Genomic DNA, 19,950 nt, shown 5'->3' on the forward strand with positions numbered 1-19,950 from the left:
GCAATGGCCGACGAGAACATTCCCACCACGCCCGCCGAGAGCGTGGAGACCGCCCAGCGCATCGAGCCCGTCGGGCTCGAGACGGAGATGCAGCGGTCGTACCTGGACTACGCGATGTCCGTCATCGTGTCCCGCGCGCTGCCCGACGTCCGGGACGGTCTCAAGCCCGTCCACCGGCGCGTGCTGTACGCCATGTACGACGGCGGTTACCGCCCCGAGCGCGGCTTCTACAAGTGCGCCCGCGTGGTCGGCGACGTCATGGGCAACTACCACCCGCACGGCGACAGTTCCATCTACGACGCCCTGGTCCGTCTCGCGCAGCCGTGGGCGATGCGCATGCCGCTCGTCGACTCCAACGGCAACTTCGGCTCCCCGGGCAACGACCCGGCCGCGGCCATGCGCTACACCGAGTGCAAGATGGCGCCGCTGTCGATGGAGATGGTCCGCGACATCGACGAGGAGACCGTCGACTTCACGGACAACTACGACGGCCGCTCCCAGGAGCCGACCGTCCTGCCGTCCCGCTTCCCGAACCTGCTGATCAACGGCTCGGCCGGTATCGCGGTCGGCATGGCGACCAACATCCCGCCGCACAACCTGCGCGAGGTCGCGGCCGGTGCCCAGTGGTACCTGGAGAACCCGGAGGCCTCGCACGAGGACCTGCTGGACGCCCTCGTCGAGCGGATCAAGGGCCCCGACTTCCCGACCGGCGCGCTCGTCGTCGGCCGCAAGGGCATCGAGGAGGCGTACCGCACCGGCCGCGGCTCGATCACCATGCGCGCGGTGGTCGAGGTCGAGGAGATCCAGAACCGCCAGTGCCTGGTGGTGACGGAGCTGCCGTACCAGGTGAACCCCGACAACCTCGCGCAGAAGATCGCCGACCTGGTGAAGGACGGCAGGATCGGCGGCATCGCGGACGTCCGCGACGAGACGTCGAGCCGTACCGGCCAGCGCCTGGTCATCGTGCTCAAGCGCGACGCGGTCGCCAAGGTGGTCCTGAACAACCTGTACAAGCACACCGACCTGCAGACCAACTTCGGCGCCAACATGCTGGCCCTGGTCGACGGCGTCCCGCGCACGCTCTCCCTGGACGCGTTCATCCGCCACTGGGTGACGCACCAGATCGAGGTCGTCGTCCGCCGTACGCGCTTCCGGTTGCGCAAGGCCGAGGAGCGGGCGCACATCCTGCGCGGCCTGCTGAAGGCCCTGGACGCCATCGACGAGGTCATCGCCCTGATCCGGCGCAGTGACACCGTCGAGATCGCGCGTACCGGCCTGATGGGCCTTCTGGAGATCGACGAGATCCAGGCCAACGCCATCCTCGAGATGCAGCTGCGCCGGCTCGCCGCCCTGGAACGGCAGAAGATCGTCCAGGAGCACGACGAACTGCAGGCGAAGATCACCGAGTACAAGGAGATCCTCGCCTCCCCGGTCCGCCAGCGCGGCATCGTCAGCGAGGAACTGGCGGCGATCGTCGAGAAGTACGGCGACGACCGCAAGACCATGCTGGTGCCCTACGACGGTGACATGTCCATCGAGGACCTGATCGCCGAAGAGGACATCGTGGTGACCGTCTCCCGCAGCGGTTACGTGAAGCGCACCAAGACCGACGACTACCGTGCCCAGAAGCGCGGCGGCAAGGGGGTGCGCGGCACGAAGCTGAAGGAGGACGACATCGTCGACCACTTCTTCGTCTCGACCACGCACCACTGGCTGCTGTTCTTCACCAACAAGGGCCGCGTCTACCGGGCGAAGGCCTACGAGCTCCCGGACGCCGGGCGGGACGCGCGGGGGCAGCACGTGGCGAACCTGCTGGCCTTCCAGCCGGACGAGGCGATCGCCGCGATCCTCGCGATCCGCGACTACGAGGCGGCGCCGTACCTGGTCCTCGCCACCAAGGCGGGCCTGGTCAAGAAGACGCCGCTGAAGGACTACGACTCCCCGCGCGCGGGCGGTGTCATCGCGATCAACCTGCGCGAGCAGGAGGACGGCTCCGACGACGAGCTGATCGGCGCGAACCTGGTCTCGGCGGACGACGATCTGCTGCTCATCAGCAAGAAGGCGCAGTCGATCAGGTTCACCGCCTCCGACGAGAGCCTGCGGCCCATGGGCCGGGCCACCTCGGGCGTCAAGGGCATGAGTTTCCGCGGCGAGGACGAGCTGCTCTCGATGAATGTCGTCCGACCCGGTACGTTCGTGTTCACCGCCACCGACGGCGGGTACGCGAAGCGGACCGCCGTCGACGAGTACCGCGTCCAGGGGCGCGGCGGCCTCGGTATCAAGGCTGCCAAGATCGTCGAGGACCGCGGCTCCCTCGTCGGTGCGCTGATTGTCGAGGAGACCGACGAGATCCTCGCCATCACGCTCGGCGGCGGTGTGATTCGTACGCGAGTCAATGAGGTCAGGGAGACGGGCCGTGACACCATGGGCGTCCAGCTGATCAACCTGGGCAAGCGCGATGCCGTGGTCGGTATCGCACGTAACGCCGAGGAGGGGCGCGAGGCGGAGGAGGTCGACGGCGGTGTCATCGCCGACGACGAGACCGCCGGCCAGTCCCCGGCCACCGGCACGGACGAGGGTGAGGCGCCCTCGGCCGAGTAGCGCGAGGAGAGAGTCATCGTGAGCGGAGCCACGGGCGCCGGTTCGTCCGGTACCACCACGGGTACCGGTCCTGACGGCGGCGGCCGTGGCTCCGCCGCGCCGGCGCACGATCCCCACACGACCCAGCTGAGACCGGTCAAGGCGGATCCGGCGCCGGACCCGCAGAGCACCCAGGGAGGAGCGGCGGCGGACGGCCGGGGTGCTCAGGCCCGGCAGCAGTACCCGGCCGGCCAGACGTCCGCCGGCGCCGAGCAGGCCTCCCCCCTGCCTCCCGCCGACCGGCCGCACCAGAAGGCCGCGCCGTACCACCCGCCGCAGGCGTACCCGACCCAGCAGCCCCCGGCGGGTGCGGTCCGCCGCCCCCGCACCGGCGCGCGCACCGCGCCCCGCACGCGCAAGGCGCGGCTGAGGGTGGCCAAGGCCGACCCGTGGTCGGTGATGAAGGTGAGTTTCCTGCTCTCCATCGCGCTGGGCATCTGCACGATCGTCGCGTCCGCGGTGCTGTGGATGGTCATGGACGCGATGGGCGTGTTCTCCACGGTCGGCGGCACGATCTCGGAGGCCACCGGGTCGAACGAGTCGAACGGCTTCGACCTCCAGTCCTTCCTGTCCCTCCCGCACGTCCTGATGTTCACGGCGATCATCGCGGTCATCGACGTGGTCCTCGCGACCGCGCTGGCGACCCTCGGCGCGTTCATCTACAACCTGTCCGCCGGCTTCGTCGGAGGCATCGAGCTCACCCTCGCCGAAGACGAGTGAGCACCCCCTCAAACATCGGCTGAGGCCCCTCCGTCTATCGATTTTGGGACTGCCCCGGTCGTGCGCTAACCTTCAGGAGTCAGCGCGCGGGACATACACCGCAGAGCGCGGCGGGGCTATAGCTCAGTTGGTTAGAGCGCATCCCTGATAAGGATGAGGCCATAGGTTCAAATCCTATTAGCCCCACAGAGGCATAGTGCCAGGTCAGAAGGCCGGTAGATCACCAGAATCTACCGGCCTTCTACATGCCTTGATCTTGGTACCCCGCTACTACCCCGTAACATCTCGCGGGGCCGCGAGCGCCGATCCGGTTCAGCCAGCACCCCACGGCGGCCGACGGCTCCATACCGCTCGGCTCAGGGTTTTGCAGACACACCGTCTACTCCCTGTAGATCGATCACCGCTGTGGGTACAGTGCAAGTAAAAGGGGAGGCGGACGCGACCATTCCGTCTGACGCACAGCCCCCATGCAGACCCGGTCGGAGAGCTCGGGAGGCCCCCGACCGGAAGGGTGTCCCCTGCCGAATCAGTCGGCAGGGGACACCTCCCACACATAGTGAACCGCCCCGCCCTCCGATGCAGGAGGACGGGGCGGTTGCGCTCAACCGAATAGGCGAGCGCATCACGGGTGCGCCGGACGCACATCACAGCGCCCCCGAGTGCAAGCGGCCGCCCCCGTCCGGGGGAACGCCCGGGGGCGGCCGCGCTCCAATCGCTACCGGCGTGTAAACCGGTAGCGGATCCGTTCGGCTGGGGCCGTCTGGGAGAGCAGACGCTCACACGGCCTTCGGTGCAGAACCGTTGCTGGAGCCGCAGCGGACCCGCTGTCGGGGATGAAGGTGTCGTACGTCTCGTCGCTCTGGATCGGCCCGCCGCAGCGGTCGCACCTCATCGGTGGGTCTGCCGGATGAGGCGGTTCAGCGCCCGGCCCGTGGTGCAGTCCGGGGACACCTGGCACTCCGGGCAGGCCCCCGGCCCGGACGCGTGAACCCACAGGGCGTTCAAAGCGGCGTGACCGAGGCAGACACGACAGCTGCGGGGGAAGATCATGCCGCCGCCGTCGACCTTGCGAGAGCCTAGGTCCACCGCCGTCTCCGACGTGAGCGCCTCCCCACCCCACACGCACACATGACCCTGCTGCTGCGAGTCGGACAGCCGGGCCGGAATCGGCAAACCAGCGAGCACCTCATGGGTAGGGACACCGATCCGCACGGTCTGGTCCATCGCTCACGCCTCCACGGCCACAGTGATCCGTCTCACACCGATGACCGTAGACAGGCCCCAGCAGTCTCACCCGAACTGTCAGCTCGGGTGGGCCACAGGCTCGTTCTAGACCAGGCCGATCCGCTCCGCCAACTGCTCAGCCTGCCGCGCGTGCATCGCCCGCGCGCGCCGGATCACGGTCAGCACCAGCTGCCGTGCCAGCGGGGTGCGCGCCAGGTCCTCCGGCGCGATGGCTTCCAGCCCGAGCAGGGCGAGCAGCGTGGCCGCGTCATCCCGCCGCTGGCTATGGCAGGCGGCCACCTCCAGGCCGAACGTGAACTCGCGCTCCAGCGACGGCAGCGACGACGTGTCGATCGCGTCCGCCGTATGCAGCGCCTCCCCGGTCTCGCCCGCCTCCATCTCGATCGACAACGCGTGCAACCCCACGTTCGTCGGCCCGAACACCGTCCACCCGACGTTGCTGCCGTCCCGCACCTGGCGGGCCGCCGGTGCCGCATGCTCCCGCAGCCGCTCCCGCGCCTCCCACCACCGGCGCCGCCGGGCCGCACCCACCACCGCGACCAGTTGGAGGGCGCCGCCCATCGCCGCCCGCTCTGCCTCCGGCATCCGCGTCACAGCCACCCGCTCGGCCGCCCGCAGTGCCAGCTCCTCCGCCTCACCCGGCTGCCCGGCAGCGAGGAGGACGTGCCCCAGATTCCACTGGGCGGTCGCGATCCGCAGCGGGTCGTCGGCGTCCTCAGCCGCCCGCATCGCCCGGTCCGCGGCGAGCGTCGCGAGGTCCACACGGCCGGTGCGCCGCAGGTACGACCGGAGCAGGCAATACAGGTCGGCCGCCGCCCGGAGAACAGCCCGCCGTTCGGCCACGTCGGTCCCGGCGCGGGCGGCCCGCACGGTGTGCTCGGTGTCCGCGACGAGATCAGGCAGTGCCGAGGCCGCCTGGGTGAAGCGGTCGCCCGCCGTCTGCCAGCTCTGCCACGCTGCCTCCACCCGGTCTCTCAGCACAGCCGCGGCGACCGGCTCAGCGCTGCGGGCGGGCCCGTACCCGAGCAGGGCCCGACCCACCGCAGCCTCCGCCGTTTCCACCGCAGCCTCCTCGGCGGGCTCCTGCTCGGAGAGGAGAGCGGCTGCGGGGACGCCCAGCTCCTGGGCGAGGGCGTAGAGGATCGGCAGCGAGGGGATTTTGAGGCCGCGCTCGATCTGCGACAGGTAATCGGGTGAGATCCCGACCAGTCCGGCGACCGCGTCCTGCCGACGGCCGCCACGATGGTGCCGGATCCGGTCCCCGATCGGGAGGTCTGCTGCAACCATGCCCACTCCTCACTTGCCTGCTCCCGAGCGTAGGCTTCCCGCTACGCAGGGTGGTGCAGTTTGCGGAGAGAGGAACGCTGGTGCCGGAGCTGGTTCTGTGGGACATCGACCACACGCTGATGGCTACCCGCGGCCTCGGCCGTGAGCTGTGGGCCGAGGCGTTTCACCAGGTCACTGGCGTGACGCTGCTCGAGCAGGCGGACGTCACCGGGTCGACGGAGCGCGTGATCCTGCGCGAGACGGCACGGCTCCACGATGTCCCCTACACAGACGACCTGTTCACCTCTTTCGCCCAAGCGCTCGGGACCGTACATGTCCGTCATGCTGCCGAGCTGCGCGAGCGTGGACACGCCCTGCCCGGGACTGCGGCCGTGCTATCAGCTCTCGCTGAGCAGGGCGTGCGCCAGTCCGTGGTGACGGGCAACGTGCGCGCGGCCGCAGAGGTGAAACTCGCAGTGTTCGGACTCGACAGCTACCTGGACCTGGAGAACGGCGCGTACGGCGAGGACGGTGAAGGACGTCCTGAGCTACTCCGTGCAGCCCTGAAGCGCGCAGTCGTAGCTCCGGCAGACGCCGTGTTCTTGGGAGACACCCCCGCCGACGTGGCGGGCGGTCGTGAGACCGGCGTGCGGGTGGTGGCTGTCGCGACAGGCCGCACCTCGGCCGAGGATCTGCGCACCGCCGGCGCCGACGTCGTTCTGTACAACCTGGCAGACGTCTCCCGGGCAGTCGCCGCCATCGGAGCATGACGAAGAGCCCCCTCCCGCCCGCAGGCGGAAGGGGGCTGAGGTCACTTCCCGAGATCACTTTCCGAGGGCCTGCCACATCGTCACTACCAGGGCGCCCACGGCCGTCAGCGCCGTGACGGCCTGGACCGGCCACCGGTTCCGCTCGAGCGCGTCCAGCCGCTTCTCGTGGTCGTCCAGGGCCTTGTCCGTCTGGTCGCCGCGCTGGACCAGCAGAGCGAGCGACCCGTCGACGCGGGCGAACCCGGCCTCCACCGTGCCGCGCAGCCGCTCCAGCTCGACGGCGACCGCCGCGGACTCCGAGGACGTCACCAGCGCCTCCCGACGTCGTCCGTGCGGAGCCAGCCCGGGAGCAGCGCCTGCACGCTCGGGAGGGCCATCACCCGGGCGAATCCGCCGGCGACGGCCAGGCCGCCCGCGACCCACGGCAGTGCCGCCGGGATGCCGGAGGCGTCGACGATGGCGGGCAGGGCGACGGCGAATCCGAGCGCCGACTGGAGGACGGTGCGTGCAGTCCGCTTCGTGGATTCCTTGGCCATGGTCAGGCCCCCTTCTCTTCCAGCGCGGTGACGCGCCGCTCCAGGGCGGTCAGCCGCTGTTCGGTCGTGGGTGTCGACGGCGACCAGCTGGCCGCGTGCGCGAGCCGCTCGGTCACCCGCCGACGGACGGCCAGCATGGTGATCCCGGGCCCCCTGGGGTCCGGCTTGCCGGGCTGCCACTCCAGGTGGCCGATGACGGAGGTCGGGCCGTCCTTGCCCCAGCCGTGCGCCCGGCACAGGGCCGCCGCCGTCCGGACGATCGCTTCGACCTGCGCGGCGGGCCAGGGGTCCTGGCCGTCGCCGAGGTTCTCGCACTCGAAGCCGTAGAAGTGCGGGTTGCCGTCGGTGTTCGCCTCGTTCGCTGTAGGTAGCGGCCGCTCGGCGATGACCGCCTGGAGGACGTCGTCGTCGCCAGCCCCGGCGTGGTTGGCGCGACCGTAGCCGACGAGGTGCACGGTGCCGTCCTTAGCGATGACGCCGTGACACAGCGGCCCGGGCAGCTCGCCGTAGCCGTTGCGGCAGATCGCGACGGTGGCCGGGGTGCCCTTGGTCACGGTGTGGTGGATCATCACCCCGTGTACCGGGCCCCACGGGCCCTTCCGGTCGCGGTTGTGGTCCCGCCAGTTGCCGACCTCAATGACGCGGACACCCTCCGCCGTCAGCGCGGCGAGGAACCGGTCAGCTGTCAGTGGCGACGCCATCACGCGCCTGCCCGGGAGGCACTGGACGCGGCCACGACGGCCCAGTTCTTCGCCTCCCAGAGGCTGTCGAGGGCCTTCGTCACCTCCGGGCCGGACAGCGTCCCGGTGAGCTGGTGCGCCAGGTCGTGGAAGGGCTTGCTCACCTCCTGGAGGCGCGCGGGCAGGTGGTCGTAGCGGAAGTTCTCGAGCATCCGCGCGGTGGCGGGGTGGATCTCTGCGGCCATGTCGCCTCCAGGGCAAAGAGAAAGCCCCGCGCCAGGTGGCACGGGGCGGAACGGACCAGGAGAGGGTCAGACAGGCGAGGCGGTCACCTCGAACCGCAGCGCATTGACGGTGACGTTCGGCTGCTGCGCGAACAGGGCCTTCACCGCGTTCACTACGTCCTCCTGGGTTACTCCGGGCAGGGATTCACCCCCGAAGTGCAGTTCCACCGACATACGCGATTCGACGTTGGTGACGTCGATCGCGTTGACGGACACGTACGGATAATCCATTGGTGGTTCCTCCGATTAGGCAGCCGCTTCGTAGTGGCCCCAGGCCCGGATGATGTCGCTATTCGCCCAGGTCCACGGGCTGACTGCATCTACCAGACCAGCCGAGGTCACCGCGACCGAGTCCACGCGGCCGCCAGAAACCTCGAGTTCGATCGTGGTGGTGGTTGTCAGGCGCGGCCGTAGCGGCACTCGGCCGGCACTTCCGGCGACGCTCGTATCCTGTGCCTCGCCGCCGCCGACGACGTCCGTGACCGCCGCTGCGGTGACCGGGGCGGAGAACCTCCAGTTGTCCGAGCCGCCGCCACCACCGAAGTTCGTCGTCGTCCCGAAGACGATCGTCATGCGCCAGTACACGGTGAGCGCGGACTGCGCGTACCTCGCCGTGACGACCGCGTTGCCGAGGGACGGTGTATTCGCGCCGGTCGACGTCGTCCATACCGGTGTCCAGTCCGTCCACACCGGGCTGATGGCTGCCAGCCGAGCCTGGGTCATGATCATGCCGGGCTGCCACGGCTCGTACGTCATGCCGCTCTCCGTCCTCTACAGGGCCACGACGGCAGGCCGCGCAACACGGACCTCCGCGCCGGCCGCCTGACTCTTGCTCACCCCGTTGACCGCCCGGTCCACCGTCCACACCTGCGGGGTCGGGACGACGAACTCGTCGACCAGGAGCTGCGGCGACACGTTCGTGTTGCCGGACACCGCGGCGACCGCCGTACCCACCAGCCCCGACGCGATCGGCGACGTCACCACCGTCTGCTCCACGTGCCACACCGACGGTTCCAGCGCACCGACCGGCCACACCCGCATCTGCACCAGGTGACCGGTCAGCCGCACCCGCACCTCGAACTCATCGCTCGCGGCATAGGTGGGCGCCAGCGAGACGGCGGAGCCCACGATCGTCCCGGCACGGGTCACGGACACCTGCATGGCGCCCGTCAGCCCGAAGTGGAGCCTGGCGCTGTAGTAGTTCGAGGCGTCCACGTAGCGAAGGAGGACGGCCTGGGTGAGCGCGGCCCCGGTAGCTACGGCGGACGCCGACATGCGGCAGCGGACCTCGCAGTCCGCGACCACTCCGGGCAGCGTCTGGAACCGGACCGTCGTCGCCGAGCTGACGAGCGTGACCACGCCCCTGGAGCCGTTCACCGAGCGGTCGGACGTCGAGCCACCCGCCAGCGTCCATGCCTGGCCATCCGTGGCTGTTCCCCAACTGCCCGCTGCCACCGACCGCCCGAACGAGTCGTAGCCCCACGGGCGGATCGCCGTCGCCGTCAGCACCTCTCCGGCGATCCGCACATCGGCGGGGAACTCGGACGGGTATGTGGGCGCTGGGCCGCTGGAGGTGATCCAAGGGGCGGGCGCCATCGGGCCGGTGGCCGGCGTGTGCACGGTCAGCGCGGTGGTGACGGCCGTCAGCGCGGTGACGAGCGTCGACCCGCCCGGGTTGGCGTCGACTCGGCCAGCCACCGTATCCCCGACCACACCGACCGCCCACGGGCCGCCCGGCACGCATACGAGGTCGATCTCCCATGTGCGGGTGCCGATCCGCTGGGTGTACCCCACCACGATCAGATCCAGCGGACCCGGCGGCAGGTAGGTCGGTAGGTCCGTGAACCGGATCAGGTCACCGAGGCTGAGGCCCAGGATGGTCGGAATCAAGGAGGGCGCCCGGTGCAGGCGGATGGTGATGGTCGGGTATCGGGCTTCGTCCCAGGTGCCGAGGTGCACCAGCCACCAGGCCATCGGCTCCGTCTGGTCATCGCTGGCGAGGTTGAGCTGCACGCTGTCGTCGTACCGGCCGATTCCGTCCGGCGGATCCAGTACCGACAGCGCTCCCGTGGTCAGCTCTGCCCGGCCCGCCGAGCCGCCGATCCGTTCCACCGTGACGTCGTTACGGATGTCCATGTCGTCGTCGACCGGCTCCGCCAGCCCGAGCCCTCTGGACGCGTACGCCAGGGTGAGCACGGGCGTCTGGTTGTACATGGACGTCCGCGTTCGGTAGCGAAGACCGAGCCGGACCCGGTCCTCGACAAGCAGCCCTCCATCGGCCGCCTCGGCCTGTTCCAGTTGCTCCAGGAGCGTGGCTGGCCGCTGCGGGCCCATCAGAGCCGTGTCAGCCTGGAACCCACTGACCGTGACGGGCACGCCCTCCTCGGAGCCCAGCCGCGTCAGCCGAGCCGCCGCAGGCTCCCTGTTGAACGCTTGGTCCGCAGCGTTGAAGGGCGTGTCGGTCAGCTGGTTGAAGACGGCCAGGTGACCCCAGCGCATGCCGTCCAGCCCGGTGCCGAAGCTGGAGCGGACATCGATGACGTAGCCCGGTACGGCAGTGATGGTCTGCGCCGAGACGAAGCCGGTCCCGCCGATGACGATCCACCGCGCGCTGTACGTCACGGAGCCCCCGGACTGGGACGCCCTGATCTGGAGACGGGTCCACGCGCCAGTGAATTGCGGTGCAGCGGTGAACCCGGTGAAGACCGTTCCGTCGTCGGCGTCCAGGCCGTCGATGGTCACGTTGTTCGTGGTCACGCGTGCGCGCACGCGGCGCGCAGTGCCGGTCGTCCGCACCTCGAACAGCGTCGTCAAGGCGGCGGGCATGGTGTCCAGGTTGTAGACGAGTTCGACCTGCCACGAGCCCGCGGCGATCGCTGGCACGGGCGCCACGAAGGACCCACCGACCTGGACCACCGGCAGAGGCGACGACCCGGGCAGCGTGTCATCCGCCGCCCAACTGAAGTTCGTCGCCCGCAGCGGCCTCACGCCAGTCACGGGACTGTACGCCTGGGTGGCGTCCGAGCCCTCCTCCATAGGCCAGTAGGCGACGGGTGCGAAGGACGGGACTCGTCGCCGCAGAGTGCTGGCCAGGGACTTCTTTCCCTGGTTGAGACGCCGCAGGATGCCGGCGCCCTCCCCGGAGACCTTGATCAGGTGGCCGCCGCGGCTGGCCACCGTGGGCCAGTCCGAATACTCGCCGGAGAACAGGATCTGCCGGTTCGTGATCTCTGCACCCCCCGCCAGCGTCCACGTGCGGCCGGCAGCGTCCACAAAGGAGGTGGTGCCGATGGCCTGGGCGGTGAAGTCGGCGCTCGCCACGACCGTGCCGTTGATGCCGTCGCGCAGCTGGAAGGCGTAGACGTTGCCAGCCGACGGGACGACGCCGACTGTCTGGTCGACGTCCCCGATTTGGAGGGCCGTTGAGTTTGCGAACAGAGTCCCGCCGGTGAGCGTGATCGTCGCGCCCAACTGCGTCCACGGGCCCGCGATTGACGGCGCGGTGTAATGCGTCACCACGCCCGTCGAGTTGTTCCAGGTGCTGCGCAGGGCGATGCGCCCCGATGAAGGCACCGGGATCGGAACCGTTGAAGTGGCCGTCTGGGCGTTGGTGCCGTCCAGAGTGAGCCGAAGAACCAGGCACCCGGTGTTGTCGAGGTAGAGAATCCAGCTCCGCTGTGTCGCGTTGCTGATCCACTTGCCGCACAGCTCGACGAAGTCGAACACGCCCCAGTTGGTCAGGGCGACCTCGATGCGTACGTCGAGACCGCCCGCCACATTGAGCGCGGTCACACTCGGTGTGGACACACGCGACCCCACCCCGTCCGGCAGCCAGAGCCGCTGCTGGCCGCTGACGACGGACACCCGCATCGGAGTGTTCCGTGTCAAGAGTCCGTAGTACGGGCTCCGCGGGTTGCGCCGGGCGAAGAGGCCATCGGGGCTCTTGAGGACGACGGCGCAGGAGGCCGGATCGACCCCCTGGCCCTCACCTGTACGGCCGCAGGAGTGCGTGATGAGGCTCTCCGTCTGCACGTACGGCGTGACGTCCGTCCACACCCCACCGATCTGGAACTCGACGCGCGAGCCCAGCGGATCTTCCGGGAAGGCCATCAGCTTAACCTCCTTCCCGCCAGGACGAGGTCGACGTCGCCGCCGCCCTTCTTCCGGATGCCGCGTCGCACACGGCCGATCAGGTAGTCGTCCTCGGCACTCCCCGAGGACCGCAGCTCCAGCACAACCCGCTGCGCCGCAGCCGCGCGCGCACGCCCGGACGCGCTGTCCCACGAGCCCGGCGCCGGAGTCTCCACCAGCGACGCCATCGACCTGTTGACCGCCGTTCGGCCGGACTCGATGCCCCGACGCAGGCCCTCGGCCGTGTACGCGCCCACGCGCGCCATGACCCTCGACGGGCTCTTGATCCCCAGCGCCGCACGAATCGCCTTGGACATGCCCTTGGCGATCTGCAACATCTGCTTCTCGATCTGCTTCTGCTGCGACGAGAGCCCCTTGATCAAGCCCTGCGCCGCGTGGATGCCCGCGCCGTACATGGCATCGCCCGCGGTCGCCCCGGCCTGGCCGGCCGCAGCGACGAGCGCCTTCTGCTGCGAGTTGATCTGCTTCACCTGGCTCGAGTTCGCGTTCGCCAGGGCGGCAGCCGCAGAGGAGCCCTGCTCGACTCCGGCCTGCGCGATCTGCGCGATCAGGTCCGCACGCACGCCCTTCTTGCGGAGCGTGGCGAGGTTCTTCGCGAACTGCTGGGCCGCGGCGGTGTCCTGCTTCAGCCCGGCGAGGATCGTCTCCGCGGTCTGCGGCCAGCCGCCCGAGTCCTGCTTCGTGATGTCGGCGCTGTCCAGCACCCCCTTCTTCACGTCCGCGGCGAGCTTGCTCCGTGCGCTCGTGAGGTCGGACAGCCGCTTCTGCGTCGCCTTCAGCCGCGCGGCAACCCTCTCGCGTTGATCCGCCAGCTTGATCAGCTTCTTGCTGTCCTGGCTGATCCTCTTCAGCGCGCTCGAGCGCGCCCGGCCCGGGCGCATGCTGTCGGCGACGATGTCCGCCAGCTTCGTGGCGGCCGCCTTGACCTGCTTCGAGGACCCGGTGAGACCGTCGACCAGGCCGCGGGCGATCCACCGGCCCTGAGCCTTGGTCACCTTGGACGGGCTGTTGATGCCCAGGGCCTTCGCGATCGGTCCCGGGATCGCGCTCTTCGCCCAGCCCATCAGCTTCGAGCGGATCCAGCCGCCCATGCCGGAGATGCCGTTCCACAGGCCCTGTACGACGTTGCGGCCCTTCTGGACGAGGAGGGAGCCCATGGAGCCCATTGCGGCCGAGATGCGCCCTGGCAGGCCGCGGACCCAGGCGACCATCTCCAGCGCCTTCGACACCGTGACCTTCTTGATGGTCGACCAGTGCTTGATGACCAAGCCGATCAGGGTGAAGTTCAGGAAGGCGTTGTAGAGCATCCCGGGGACGCCCTTCACCCAGCCGACCAGGCTGTTCCAGGCGGAGACCGTGCCCGACTTGATGGCCGACCAGTGCTTGATGATCAGGCCGATCAGGGTGAAGTTCAGGAAAGCCTGAACCATCATGTCCTTGGCCCAGACCAGTTTGTCGACCACCCAGCCCCAGGCCGCCAGCGTGGCCGATTTGATCTGGTCCCAGTAGGTGACGACCAGCATCACCAGGCCGACGACAGCGACAGCGATTCCCGCGATAATCCAGAACATCGGGTTCGCGAGCATGGCGCTGTTCATCGCCCATACGCCGATCGCTGCGACAGAGAAAGCCGCGCCGAGTGCTAGCACTCCGACCGCCGCGACCTTGAATGCCCCCGAATGCTCCTGAACGAAATTGAAGACGGTCGACAACTTCGGAATCACGCTGGTTCCGAGGAAATCGATAAGGCCCTGCATGGCCTTCCGCTTGAACTGCTCGACCTTCACCCCGGCGCCGTCGCGGAGGCTGTTGCCCATCTTGTCGGCTGCCCCGCCGACCTGCCCGAGCGCAGACGCTGCCGACGACGGGTCGAGCGCCATCAAAGCCTTCTGCGTGTCCTCGCTCTTCGTGGCGAAGAGAGTCAGGGCGACGGCGTTGCGTGTGGCCGGATCCTTGATCTTCCGGAGGCCGTCAAAGACCTTGTCGAGCCCCTTCTTCGCTTCCGGGCCGCCCTTAATGAAAGCAGCCTGCATCTGCTTTCCAGAGAGGTGGATCTTCTTGAACGCGGCGTCGACCTCTTTGCCGCCGCCCTGCGTGATGAGCGTGAATTCTTTCAGCGCGTCGGCGACCACATCGGTATCGCGTGCGCCCGCTTTCATTCCCTGTGAAAGGAGGCCCGTCGTCGTGGTTGCGTCGAGACCCATCTGCCGGAAAATGGTGCTGTATTCGTTGAACGTGTCGGCCAAGTCGTCGGCCCTCGGCCCCATCACCTGGAGGCCGCGAGTCATGACGTCGAGCGCCTGTGTGCCGTCCTTGGCCAGCCCCGTCTTGATCATCTGACCGGCGGCGTTCGCGGCCTGTCCGAGGTCCAGCTCGAAGGTGGCCGCGAGGTCGGAGACCTTGGTTGAGATGCTCTGGATCTGCGCCTCGGTCGCCCCCGTCGGGAGCAGTCCGGACCGCATCGTCACCGAGATTGCGTCCGCCGCGCCCTGGAAGTCCTCGGTGACAGCCGACGCGTACATCTGGCCAGCGATGTGCCCGTACCGCTGTGCCTCTGGGCCCGTGGCGCCGAGCTGCGCGCCGAGCCGTCCCGTGATCTGGGACTGCTCCATCGCCTGGCCGAACGCGTCCATGAGCACCGCGCCGGCGGCGACACCGATACCGAGTGCGGCGGTCTTCAGCCTGTCGAGCTTGGACTCGGTCGCCGCGACGGCCCCGTCCGCCCCATCCGAGGCGCCGTCCGCGAGCCCGTCGCCGAGCGCCGCCCCAGCACGCTGCCCGCCCATGCGGGCCTCGCGCTCCGCCTCCAGCGCGGCGGCCGTGACGGCGTCGACCAGCTCGCCGCGCATGTTCCGCCACTGGTCGTCAGCGCCGCGGACGAAGCCGCCGCCGAGCGCGGTCCCGGCCTGCTGGCCCGCCCGCTCGGCGTCGTCGCCCATGCTGCTGCCCGCCTGGCGCAGCGCCTGCTCGGCGCGGCGGAGCGCGGGGTCCACCGCGCGGTCGTCGATGGTGAAGATCGCGTTCAGCTCGCCGACGGTCAGGGCCACGGCTCACCTCCGTCGGGTGCTGGTGCGAGGTTCCTCAGGAGGGTTGAAATGCCGCTGAAGCCTGCTCTCCGTGGAGAGGAGGCCGAGGATGCGGAGTTGGAGCCAGCGCCACGTGCGGCGCTGGAGGATGCCGTCCTCCACGTCGATGCCGTACGCCTCGTGGAGGTCGGCCTCGATGAGCGCCCACTGGGCGAGGAGCGTGCGCCAGTTCAGATCGGCTGGGGGCCCCGGCCTCCGCTGCCCCTGCTTCGGCGCCGGGATCCCGCCCTCGTACCACTCGTAGAGGCCAGTGACCGGGTCCCGCTTGCCGCAGCCGACGCCGAGGAGCCGCGCTGTTGCCGCCGCCGCTCCGCCCGGTTCCTCGCCGCTTTTCCCGGGGCCTCGCCGGTGCGCCAGTACGCGAGGGCGGTGTCCTCGTCGGTGGTGATCCAGAACATCACCGTGAGGCTGACGTGCTTGAACATGCTCCACGACGTCTCGGCGCGGAGCTTCTCGTACGCGTCGCCCAGGCAGAGCCGGTACAGGTCCAGCTCCTCGCGGTCGTCGAGGACCGGACCCTCCGGTGCCGCCCCGCCGGCCGCCAGCCGTGCGGCCAGGCTGGTGATCCGCTCGATCTTGATACCGGCCTCGGCGGACGGGTCGGGAATGTGGTACTCCCGCGTGACCCCGTCCGCGCACTTGACGGGCAGGAGGAGGCCGTCAGAGAGGAAGTCGTCGAGGGCCTCGAACGCGGTGCTGTTCGCCATCAGGCCACCGGGTTCGTGATGAGCAGCAGCGGGCCGTCGCCGGTCAGCGTCATCTCGACCTGGTCCAGGGCGGTGTACTCGCCGCCGGACGGCGCCCACGTCACCAGCGCGGTGCCCTCGTACGCCTCGGGCAGCCCGTCGCGGTCGTAGTAGCGGACATGAACCTGGGACGCCGATCCGAAGGCGTACGCGGCGGCCCTGAAGGCCTCATGCGTGACGTGGTACACCTTCGTCTGGTCGTTGATGCGCCGGTTGATCGTGACGCCCAGCTCCCAGGACTGGCCAGTCTTGGTGTTGCCCGCCCAGCCGCCGCCGTCGTAGTCGCTGCTGTCCTCGATGTTGGGCTCCGCCGCCGGGTTGAACTCCGTCACCCCGATCACGGTCTGCCAGTCCGAGCCGTCCTTCGCGGCGGACATGTCGATCTGGAGCGCCCACCTGCGGGCGAGTGCGGTCACGGGAGTGGTCATGACGAGGCCCTTCCTAGTCGATCAGATAGGTCCCGGACCGCACGGTCCGGAAGTAGAAGTTCGCGGCCAGCTCCATGCGCCCGTGCGCGTCCTGGCCGATCCAGTCCTGCGACTGCCGCCACGACAGCGCCACATGGATGCCGCCGCAGTCGTAATGCCGGCGGCCGTGCAGCGCGCCCCAGACGGCGTCGGCCATGTCGTCGATCGCGTCCGGGTCCCGTCCCGCGCGCATGCGGATCTGCACCCCGGTTACCGCGTTCTCCGTGTCGTCGTCGGTGACCGGGTACGCGGTCAGGCCGAGTGCCCGGTTCGGGCTGTCGGGCATCACGCCGCGGAAGATCCCGGCGTCCGGGTCCGCGATGACGTCGTCTGGCCGGAAGATGCCGATGCCGGCTTCTTGTAGGAGGCCAGCGATCCCGTCCAGCAGGCTGCCGGTGTAGCCGCTCACCGCAGCGACCGCCGCATCTGTGCGGCGATCAGCGCCTGCACGGTCGGGCCGTTCCGGTTGACCGGGCCCTCCAGGTACTTGGCCGTCCGCCCGGGTGCGTGGCGAAAGTCGAGCCGCTCGTGCTGGATGACCGCGTACGGGGTGTCGTAGGACACCATCGCGGTGAGCGAGCCCTCGTCCACACTCGCGGTGCCGGAGTGCATGAGCGGACTCTCGTCCAGCGGGACGACGTTCTTGGACTCGCCGAGGACGTGCTCGGCTGCGATGTACAGGCCGCGCGCGGCGCCGCGGCGCAGCTCGGCGACGACGGCGGGCCCGCGCCAGGTGAGCCGGAAGGACTGCGCCATGACGGCCTCCCTCTATTCGAGCTGGATCTCCACGTGGTTGGGGACGGGCAGGCCGCCGCCGTCGCGGTCCTTGGTCTGGATGACCTTGGTGACCCGGCCGGAGGGGAGCGTGACGCGGGAGAAAGCCGGTGCCTGCGTGCCCGGGTCGGCGAAGGCCGTCGAGGTCGAGGTGACCTGCTCGCCGTCCGGCGTACGGACACCGCGGGTCTGCTCGTCCACGAAGCACCGGACCGTCACCGGGGCCCCGTACTTGGGGCCCTTGCTGGTGTTGCCGAGGTACGGTTCGACAGTGATCTGGTGCCGCATCAGGAAGCGCGGGATCAGCACGAGACCACCGCGCCCATGCGGAAGACGCCCGGTGTCAGGTCAAGACTGAGGAGCGCGTCCCAGGCGGCCGGGGCGATCTGCCGGGCCGGGGCGTCCTCGCCGGACACCGCGGTCACCGAGCGGCCGAGGTTCACGGAGCCGATGGAGACCGACTCCCAGCCGACCGCATCGGCGCCGGACGGGTCGCCGACCTGTTCCCACCATGCGACCTGCGCACACACCGCGTCCCGGAGCGCGGCGATCACCAGCGGGTGGGTCGGCGTCCCGGAGGCCGTGTCGACGTCGTACACGCAGTACCGAAGCACCTGCCGGTCCAGCATGCGCGACGCCTGCACCAGGCGGGTCCCCGTGGTCGACGGCGCGGGCGACGTGCCCCCTGGGTACGCCTCGTACTCCGGGACCGTCGCGTACACGCGGCCCGTCGTTGGCGCGGTGACGGTGAGGGACTCGGTCGCAGTGACTGGGCTCCCGGCCTTCGCGCCGCTCCACAAAGCCAGGTACAGGCCGGGGGCGAGGTCGACGGCGGGCGTCCAGCCGTAGCCGTACGAGCCGGTCCCCGGGTGGGAGACACCGGTAGTCGTCGGGGCCAGGACGACCGTCCCGCCAGCGACCCGGGTGATGCCGATTGTGGGTGTGGCATCGAGGTCGACGAGCGGGCCGCCCTCGTACTCGTACCACTGGGCCAGGAGGGCGATGGGCTGCCCTGCGATGACGGAGGTCATAGGGTCGACCCGTCCGTGATGAGGCCGAGGGCGGCCAGAGCGGTCAGGAGGGAGGCGAGTGCGCTGCCGTCGCTGCGAGAGCCAGTCACGGACTGTCGGGCGACGGGTGCGGCGCCCAGAAACCCGACTCGCGCCGTGGCGCCCGAGGCGAATCGCAGCACCTGCACGCCGTTCGCCGCGTCGACGAGGCGAACGTCATCGGAACCTGGGGCCATCTGGAACGCCCACCGCTCATCGGCTTCGTTCGGTCCGTTCGCGAGGACGTAGGCCGCGTAGAAGCCGTCGCCGCCGCGGGCAAGCCGGTTGATGGCGGTGCCGCTGGAGACGATGAGCAGATTGCCATCGTTGATGGTGAGGCTGAAGCCGGTGATGTCGACGGGGCCGACGTAGTGGCCGCCGTTGAGGTAGGCGGTGCCCTGTTCGATGTTCTGGACTCGGGTGAGGCAGTCGCTGACGAACCCGTCCAGGTTACTGACTGCGCTGGAGAGGCTGTTGACGGTGCCGCCCAGAGCCGTGAGATCCAGCTTGGTGGCGAACTTGTCGTCGGCGTAAGCGCGATCCCCGTGCGGATCGCTCCCGCCAGCGTGCGCGGTCAGGGCCGTGGTTGCGGCTGTCCGGTCCCCGTGTGGGTCAGTGGCCCCGACATGGCCATCCAGCGCCGTCGTAGCGGCTGCCCGGTCGCCGTGCGGGTCGGTGGCCCCGACATGGCCAGCCAACGCCCCGACTGCCGCTGCCCGGTCCCCATGCGGATCTGTCGCACCCACGTGCACCGTCACCGCGCCCGCCGCGCTCGAGACGGCCGTCGTGTCCGTGTACTCCTTCGAGGCGGCCGACGCGGCGGTGTCCGGCGTGGAGTCGGCGAGCACCAGGTCCCCGGTCATCGTGTCCCCGGACCGGTTGACCTTGCGCGCGTCCCCTGTCGGGCTCACATAGCCGGTTGCAGGCACGATCAGCCCCCCTTTGCTCAATGGGCGGAAGGGGTGCGGGAGGCCCACCGCCAGGGCCTCCCGCACCCCTTGAGCGCGGCAGCTACGCGGACGCGCCGATGATGTGGATGTCGTAGGTCACCGACGTCGACCCAGCGCTGTTGGCGATCTTCAGGAGATCCGCCGTCGCTGCGGTGACCGCGTAGCCGGTGGCGTCCGCAGTTCCGGTACCGACCGCGAGGAACGCGCCTGGCCGCAGAGTCACGGTGCCCGTGGAACTGAGCAGCGTGGCCCACGGATTCGACGCAGCAGCCCCAACCACCACGTTGTTCGTGTTCCCGGCCGCCGCCGCGATCACCAGGCCCTTGATCCGGGCGAAGGTGATCGCGCTGCCGAAGGCGTCGAGGAGTACGCCCGCCAGGTCGAGGTCCTCGGTAGCCGACGCGGCGAGCGTCCGGCGGTCGGAGAACACCCTGTCGGCCTGGCCTGCCGCCGTGCCGTTCTTGAGGGACATCTGGCGGGACAGCGACTGCGGCGCCTTGCCCGTACCGAGGTCCAGTGCCGTGCTCAGCTCCGCATAGGCGGACACGGCGAGCATCGCTCCAGAGAGAGGCATCTGTCCGTACC

20 protein-coding genes, 1 tRNA gene and 1 pseudogene are annotated in these 19,950 nt (G+C 69.6%); 4 read left to right on the top strand and 18 right to left on the bottom strand.

Annotated elements, in window-relative coordinates:
- Nucleotides 1-3 precede the first annotated feature (3 nt).
- The 3 genes from gyrA to ABZ862_RS06335 all read left to right on the top strand — a co-directional run bounded on the left by gyrA (nucleotide 4) and on the right by ABZ862_RS06335 (nucleotide 3,546).
- Nucleotides 4-2,601, top strand: a complete 2,598-nt coding sequence (gene gyrA / locus ABZ862_RS06325) for a DNA gyrase subunit A (RefSeq protein ID WP_360953183.1) — start codon at nucleotides 4-6, stop codon at nucleotides 2,599-2,601.
- 18 nt (nucleotides 2,602-2,619) lie between these two features.
- Complete coding sequence (locus ABZ862_RS06330) at nucleotides 2,620-3,360, top strand: DUF3566 domain-containing protein (RefSeq protein WP_360953186.1); 741 nt, start codon at nucleotides 2,620-2,622, stop codon at nucleotides 3,358-3,360.
- A gap of 112 nt (nucleotides 3,361-3,472) precedes the next feature.
- Nucleotides 3,473-3,546: transfer RNA gene (locus tag ABZ862_RS06335), tRNA-Ile, on the top strand.
- A 702-nt stretch (nucleotides 3,547-4,248) separates the two neighbouring features.
- Here the strand turns inward: ABZ862_RS06335 and ABZ862_RS06340 are convergent.
- Both ABZ862_RS06340 and ABZ862_RS06345 read right to left on the bottom strand, forming a co-directional pair.
- Nucleotides 4,249-4,584 (bottom strand): hypothetical protein, encoded by a 336-nt coding sequence (locus ABZ862_RS06340; RefSeq protein WP_360953189.1) that lies wholly within the window; start codon nucleotides 4,582-4,584, stop codon nucleotides 4,249-4,251.
- A gap of 105 nt (nucleotides 4,585-4,689) precedes the next feature.
- On the bottom strand, nucleotides 4,690-5,892 hold the full coding sequence (locus ABZ862_RS06345; protein ID WP_360953192.1) for a helix-turn-helix transcriptional regulator: 1,203 nt from the start codon (nucleotides 5,890-5,892) through the stop codon (nucleotides 4,690-4,692).
- An 80-nt stretch (nucleotides 5,893-5,972) separates the two neighbouring features.
- Between ABZ862_RS06345 and ABZ862_RS06350 the strand changes: the two genes are divergently transcribed.
- Nucleotides 5,973-6,641 carry an HAD family hydrolase gene (locus tag ABZ862_RS06350; protein ID WP_360953195.1) on the top strand — a complete coding sequence of 223 codons (669 nt, stop codon included), beginning with the start codon at nucleotides 5,973-5,975 and terminating at the stop codon, nucleotides 6,639-6,641.
- A 54-nt stretch (nucleotides 6,642-6,695) separates the two neighbouring features.
- Here ABZ862_RS06350 and ABZ862_RS06355 read toward each other — a convergent pair whose 3' ends face one another.
- From ABZ862_RS06355 to ABZ862_RS06430, 16 genes and pseudogenes are all read right to left on the bottom strand, one after another.
- Nucleotides 6,696-6,950, bottom strand: coding sequence for a hypothetical protein (locus tag ABZ862_RS06355; RefSeq protein WP_360953198.1), 255 nt, complete (start codon nucleotides 6,948-6,950; stop codon nucleotides 6,696-6,698).
- The gene (locus ABZ862_RS06360; RefSeq protein WP_360953201.1) at nucleotides 6,947-7,177 is read right to left on the bottom strand and encodes a hypothetical protein; all 231 of its coding nucleotides are present in this window, start codon (nucleotides 7,175-7,177) and stop codon (nucleotides 6,947-6,949) included. The genes ABZ862_RS06355 and ABZ862_RS06360 overlap by 4 nt, the downstream gene beginning before the upstream one ends.
- Before the next feature lie 101 nt (nucleotides 7,178-7,278).
- Nucleotides 7,279-7,878: pseudogene (locus tag ABZ862_RS06365) on the bottom strand (N-acetylmuramoyl-L-alanine amidase); the annotation flags it as partial.
- A complete protein-coding gene (locus ABZ862_RS06370) occupies nucleotides 7,878-8,102 on the bottom strand; it encodes a hypothetical protein (RefSeq protein ID WP_360953204.1) in 225 nt (74 codons plus the stop codon). The pseudogene ABZ862_RS06365 and the gene ABZ862_RS06370, both read right to left, overlap by 1 nt.
- Nucleotides 8,103-8,168: 66 nt before the next feature.
- Nucleotides 8,169-8,372, bottom strand: coding sequence for a hypothetical protein (locus ABZ862_RS06375; protein WP_360953207.1), 204 nt, complete (start codon nucleotides 8,370-8,372; stop codon nucleotides 8,169-8,171).
- A 15-nt stretch (nucleotides 8,373-8,387) separates the two neighbouring features.
- Nucleotides 8,388-8,897, bottom strand: coding sequence for a hypothetical protein (locus ABZ862_RS06380; RefSeq protein WP_360953210.1), 510 nt, complete (start codon nucleotides 8,895-8,897; stop codon nucleotides 8,388-8,390).
- 15 nt (nucleotides 8,898-8,912) lie between these two features.
- Nucleotides 8,913-11,918: a hypothetical protein gene (locus ABZ862_RS06385; RefSeq protein WP_360953213.1), complete on the bottom strand. Its 3,006-nt coding sequence runs from the start codon at nucleotides 11,916-11,918 to the stop codon at nucleotides 8,913-8,915.
- A gap of 332 nt (nucleotides 11,919-12,250) precedes the next feature.
- Nucleotides 12,251-15,340: a phage tail tape measure protein gene (locus ABZ862_RS06390; protein ID WP_360953216.1), complete on the bottom strand. Its 3,090-nt coding sequence runs from the start codon at nucleotides 15,338-15,340 to the stop codon at nucleotides 12,251-12,253.
- A gap of 209 nt (nucleotides 15,341-15,549) precedes the next feature.
- On the bottom strand, nucleotides 15,550-16,086 hold the full coding sequence (locus ABZ862_RS06395) for a hypothetical protein (protein WP_360953219.1): 537 nt from the start codon (nucleotides 16,084-16,086) through the stop codon (nucleotides 15,550-15,552).
- Complete coding sequence (locus tag ABZ862_RS06400) at nucleotides 16,086-16,553, bottom strand: hypothetical protein (RefSeq protein WP_360953222.1); 468 nt, start codon at nucleotides 16,551-16,553, stop codon at nucleotides 16,086-16,088. The genes ABZ862_RS06395 and ABZ862_RS06400 overlap by 1 nt, the downstream gene beginning before the upstream one ends.
- Before the next feature lie 13 nt (nucleotides 16,554-16,566).
- Complete coding sequence (locus ABZ862_RS06405; RefSeq protein ID WP_360953225.1) at nucleotides 16,567-17,001, bottom strand: minor capsid protein; 435 nt, start codon at nucleotides 16,999-17,001, stop codon at nucleotides 16,567-16,569.
- The gene (locus tag ABZ862_RS06410; RefSeq protein ID WP_360953228.1) at nucleotides 16,998-17,348 is read right to left on the bottom strand and encodes a hypothetical protein; all 351 of its coding nucleotides are present in this window, start codon (nucleotides 17,346-17,348) and stop codon (nucleotides 16,998-17,000) included. Before ABZ862_RS06410 ends, ABZ862_RS06405 begins: the two co-directional genes overlap by 4 nt.
- Nucleotides 17,349-17,360: 12 nt before the next feature.
- Nucleotides 17,361-17,675: a hypothetical protein gene (locus ABZ862_RS06415; protein WP_360953231.1), complete on the bottom strand. Its 315-nt coding sequence runs from the start codon at nucleotides 17,673-17,675 to the stop codon at nucleotides 17,361-17,363.
- Nucleotides 17,669-18,397, bottom strand: coding sequence for a hypothetical protein (locus ABZ862_RS06420; RefSeq protein WP_360953234.1), 729 nt, complete (start codon nucleotides 18,395-18,397; stop codon nucleotides 17,669-17,671). Before ABZ862_RS06420 ends, ABZ862_RS06415 begins: the two co-directional genes overlap by 7 nt.
- Entirely contained in the window at nucleotides 18,394-19,344 is a 951-nt protein-coding gene (locus tag ABZ862_RS06425; RefSeq protein WP_360953237.1) for a hypothetical protein, read from the bottom strand. Before ABZ862_RS06425 ends, ABZ862_RS06420 begins: the two co-directional genes overlap by 4 nt.
- An 82-nt stretch (nucleotides 19,345-19,426) precedes the next feature.
- Nucleotides 19,427-19,939: a hypothetical protein gene (locus tag ABZ862_RS06430; RefSeq protein WP_360953240.1), complete on the bottom strand. Its 513-nt coding sequence runs from the start codon at nucleotides 19,937-19,939 to the stop codon at nucleotides 19,427-19,429.
- Nucleotides 19,940-19,950 lie beyond the last annotated feature (11 nt).

This window comes from Streptomyces sp. NPDC047000 (assembly GCF_040644295.1).
Taxonomy (GTDB): Bacteria; Actinomycetota; Actinomycetes; order Streptomycetales; family Streptomycetaceae; genus Streptomyces.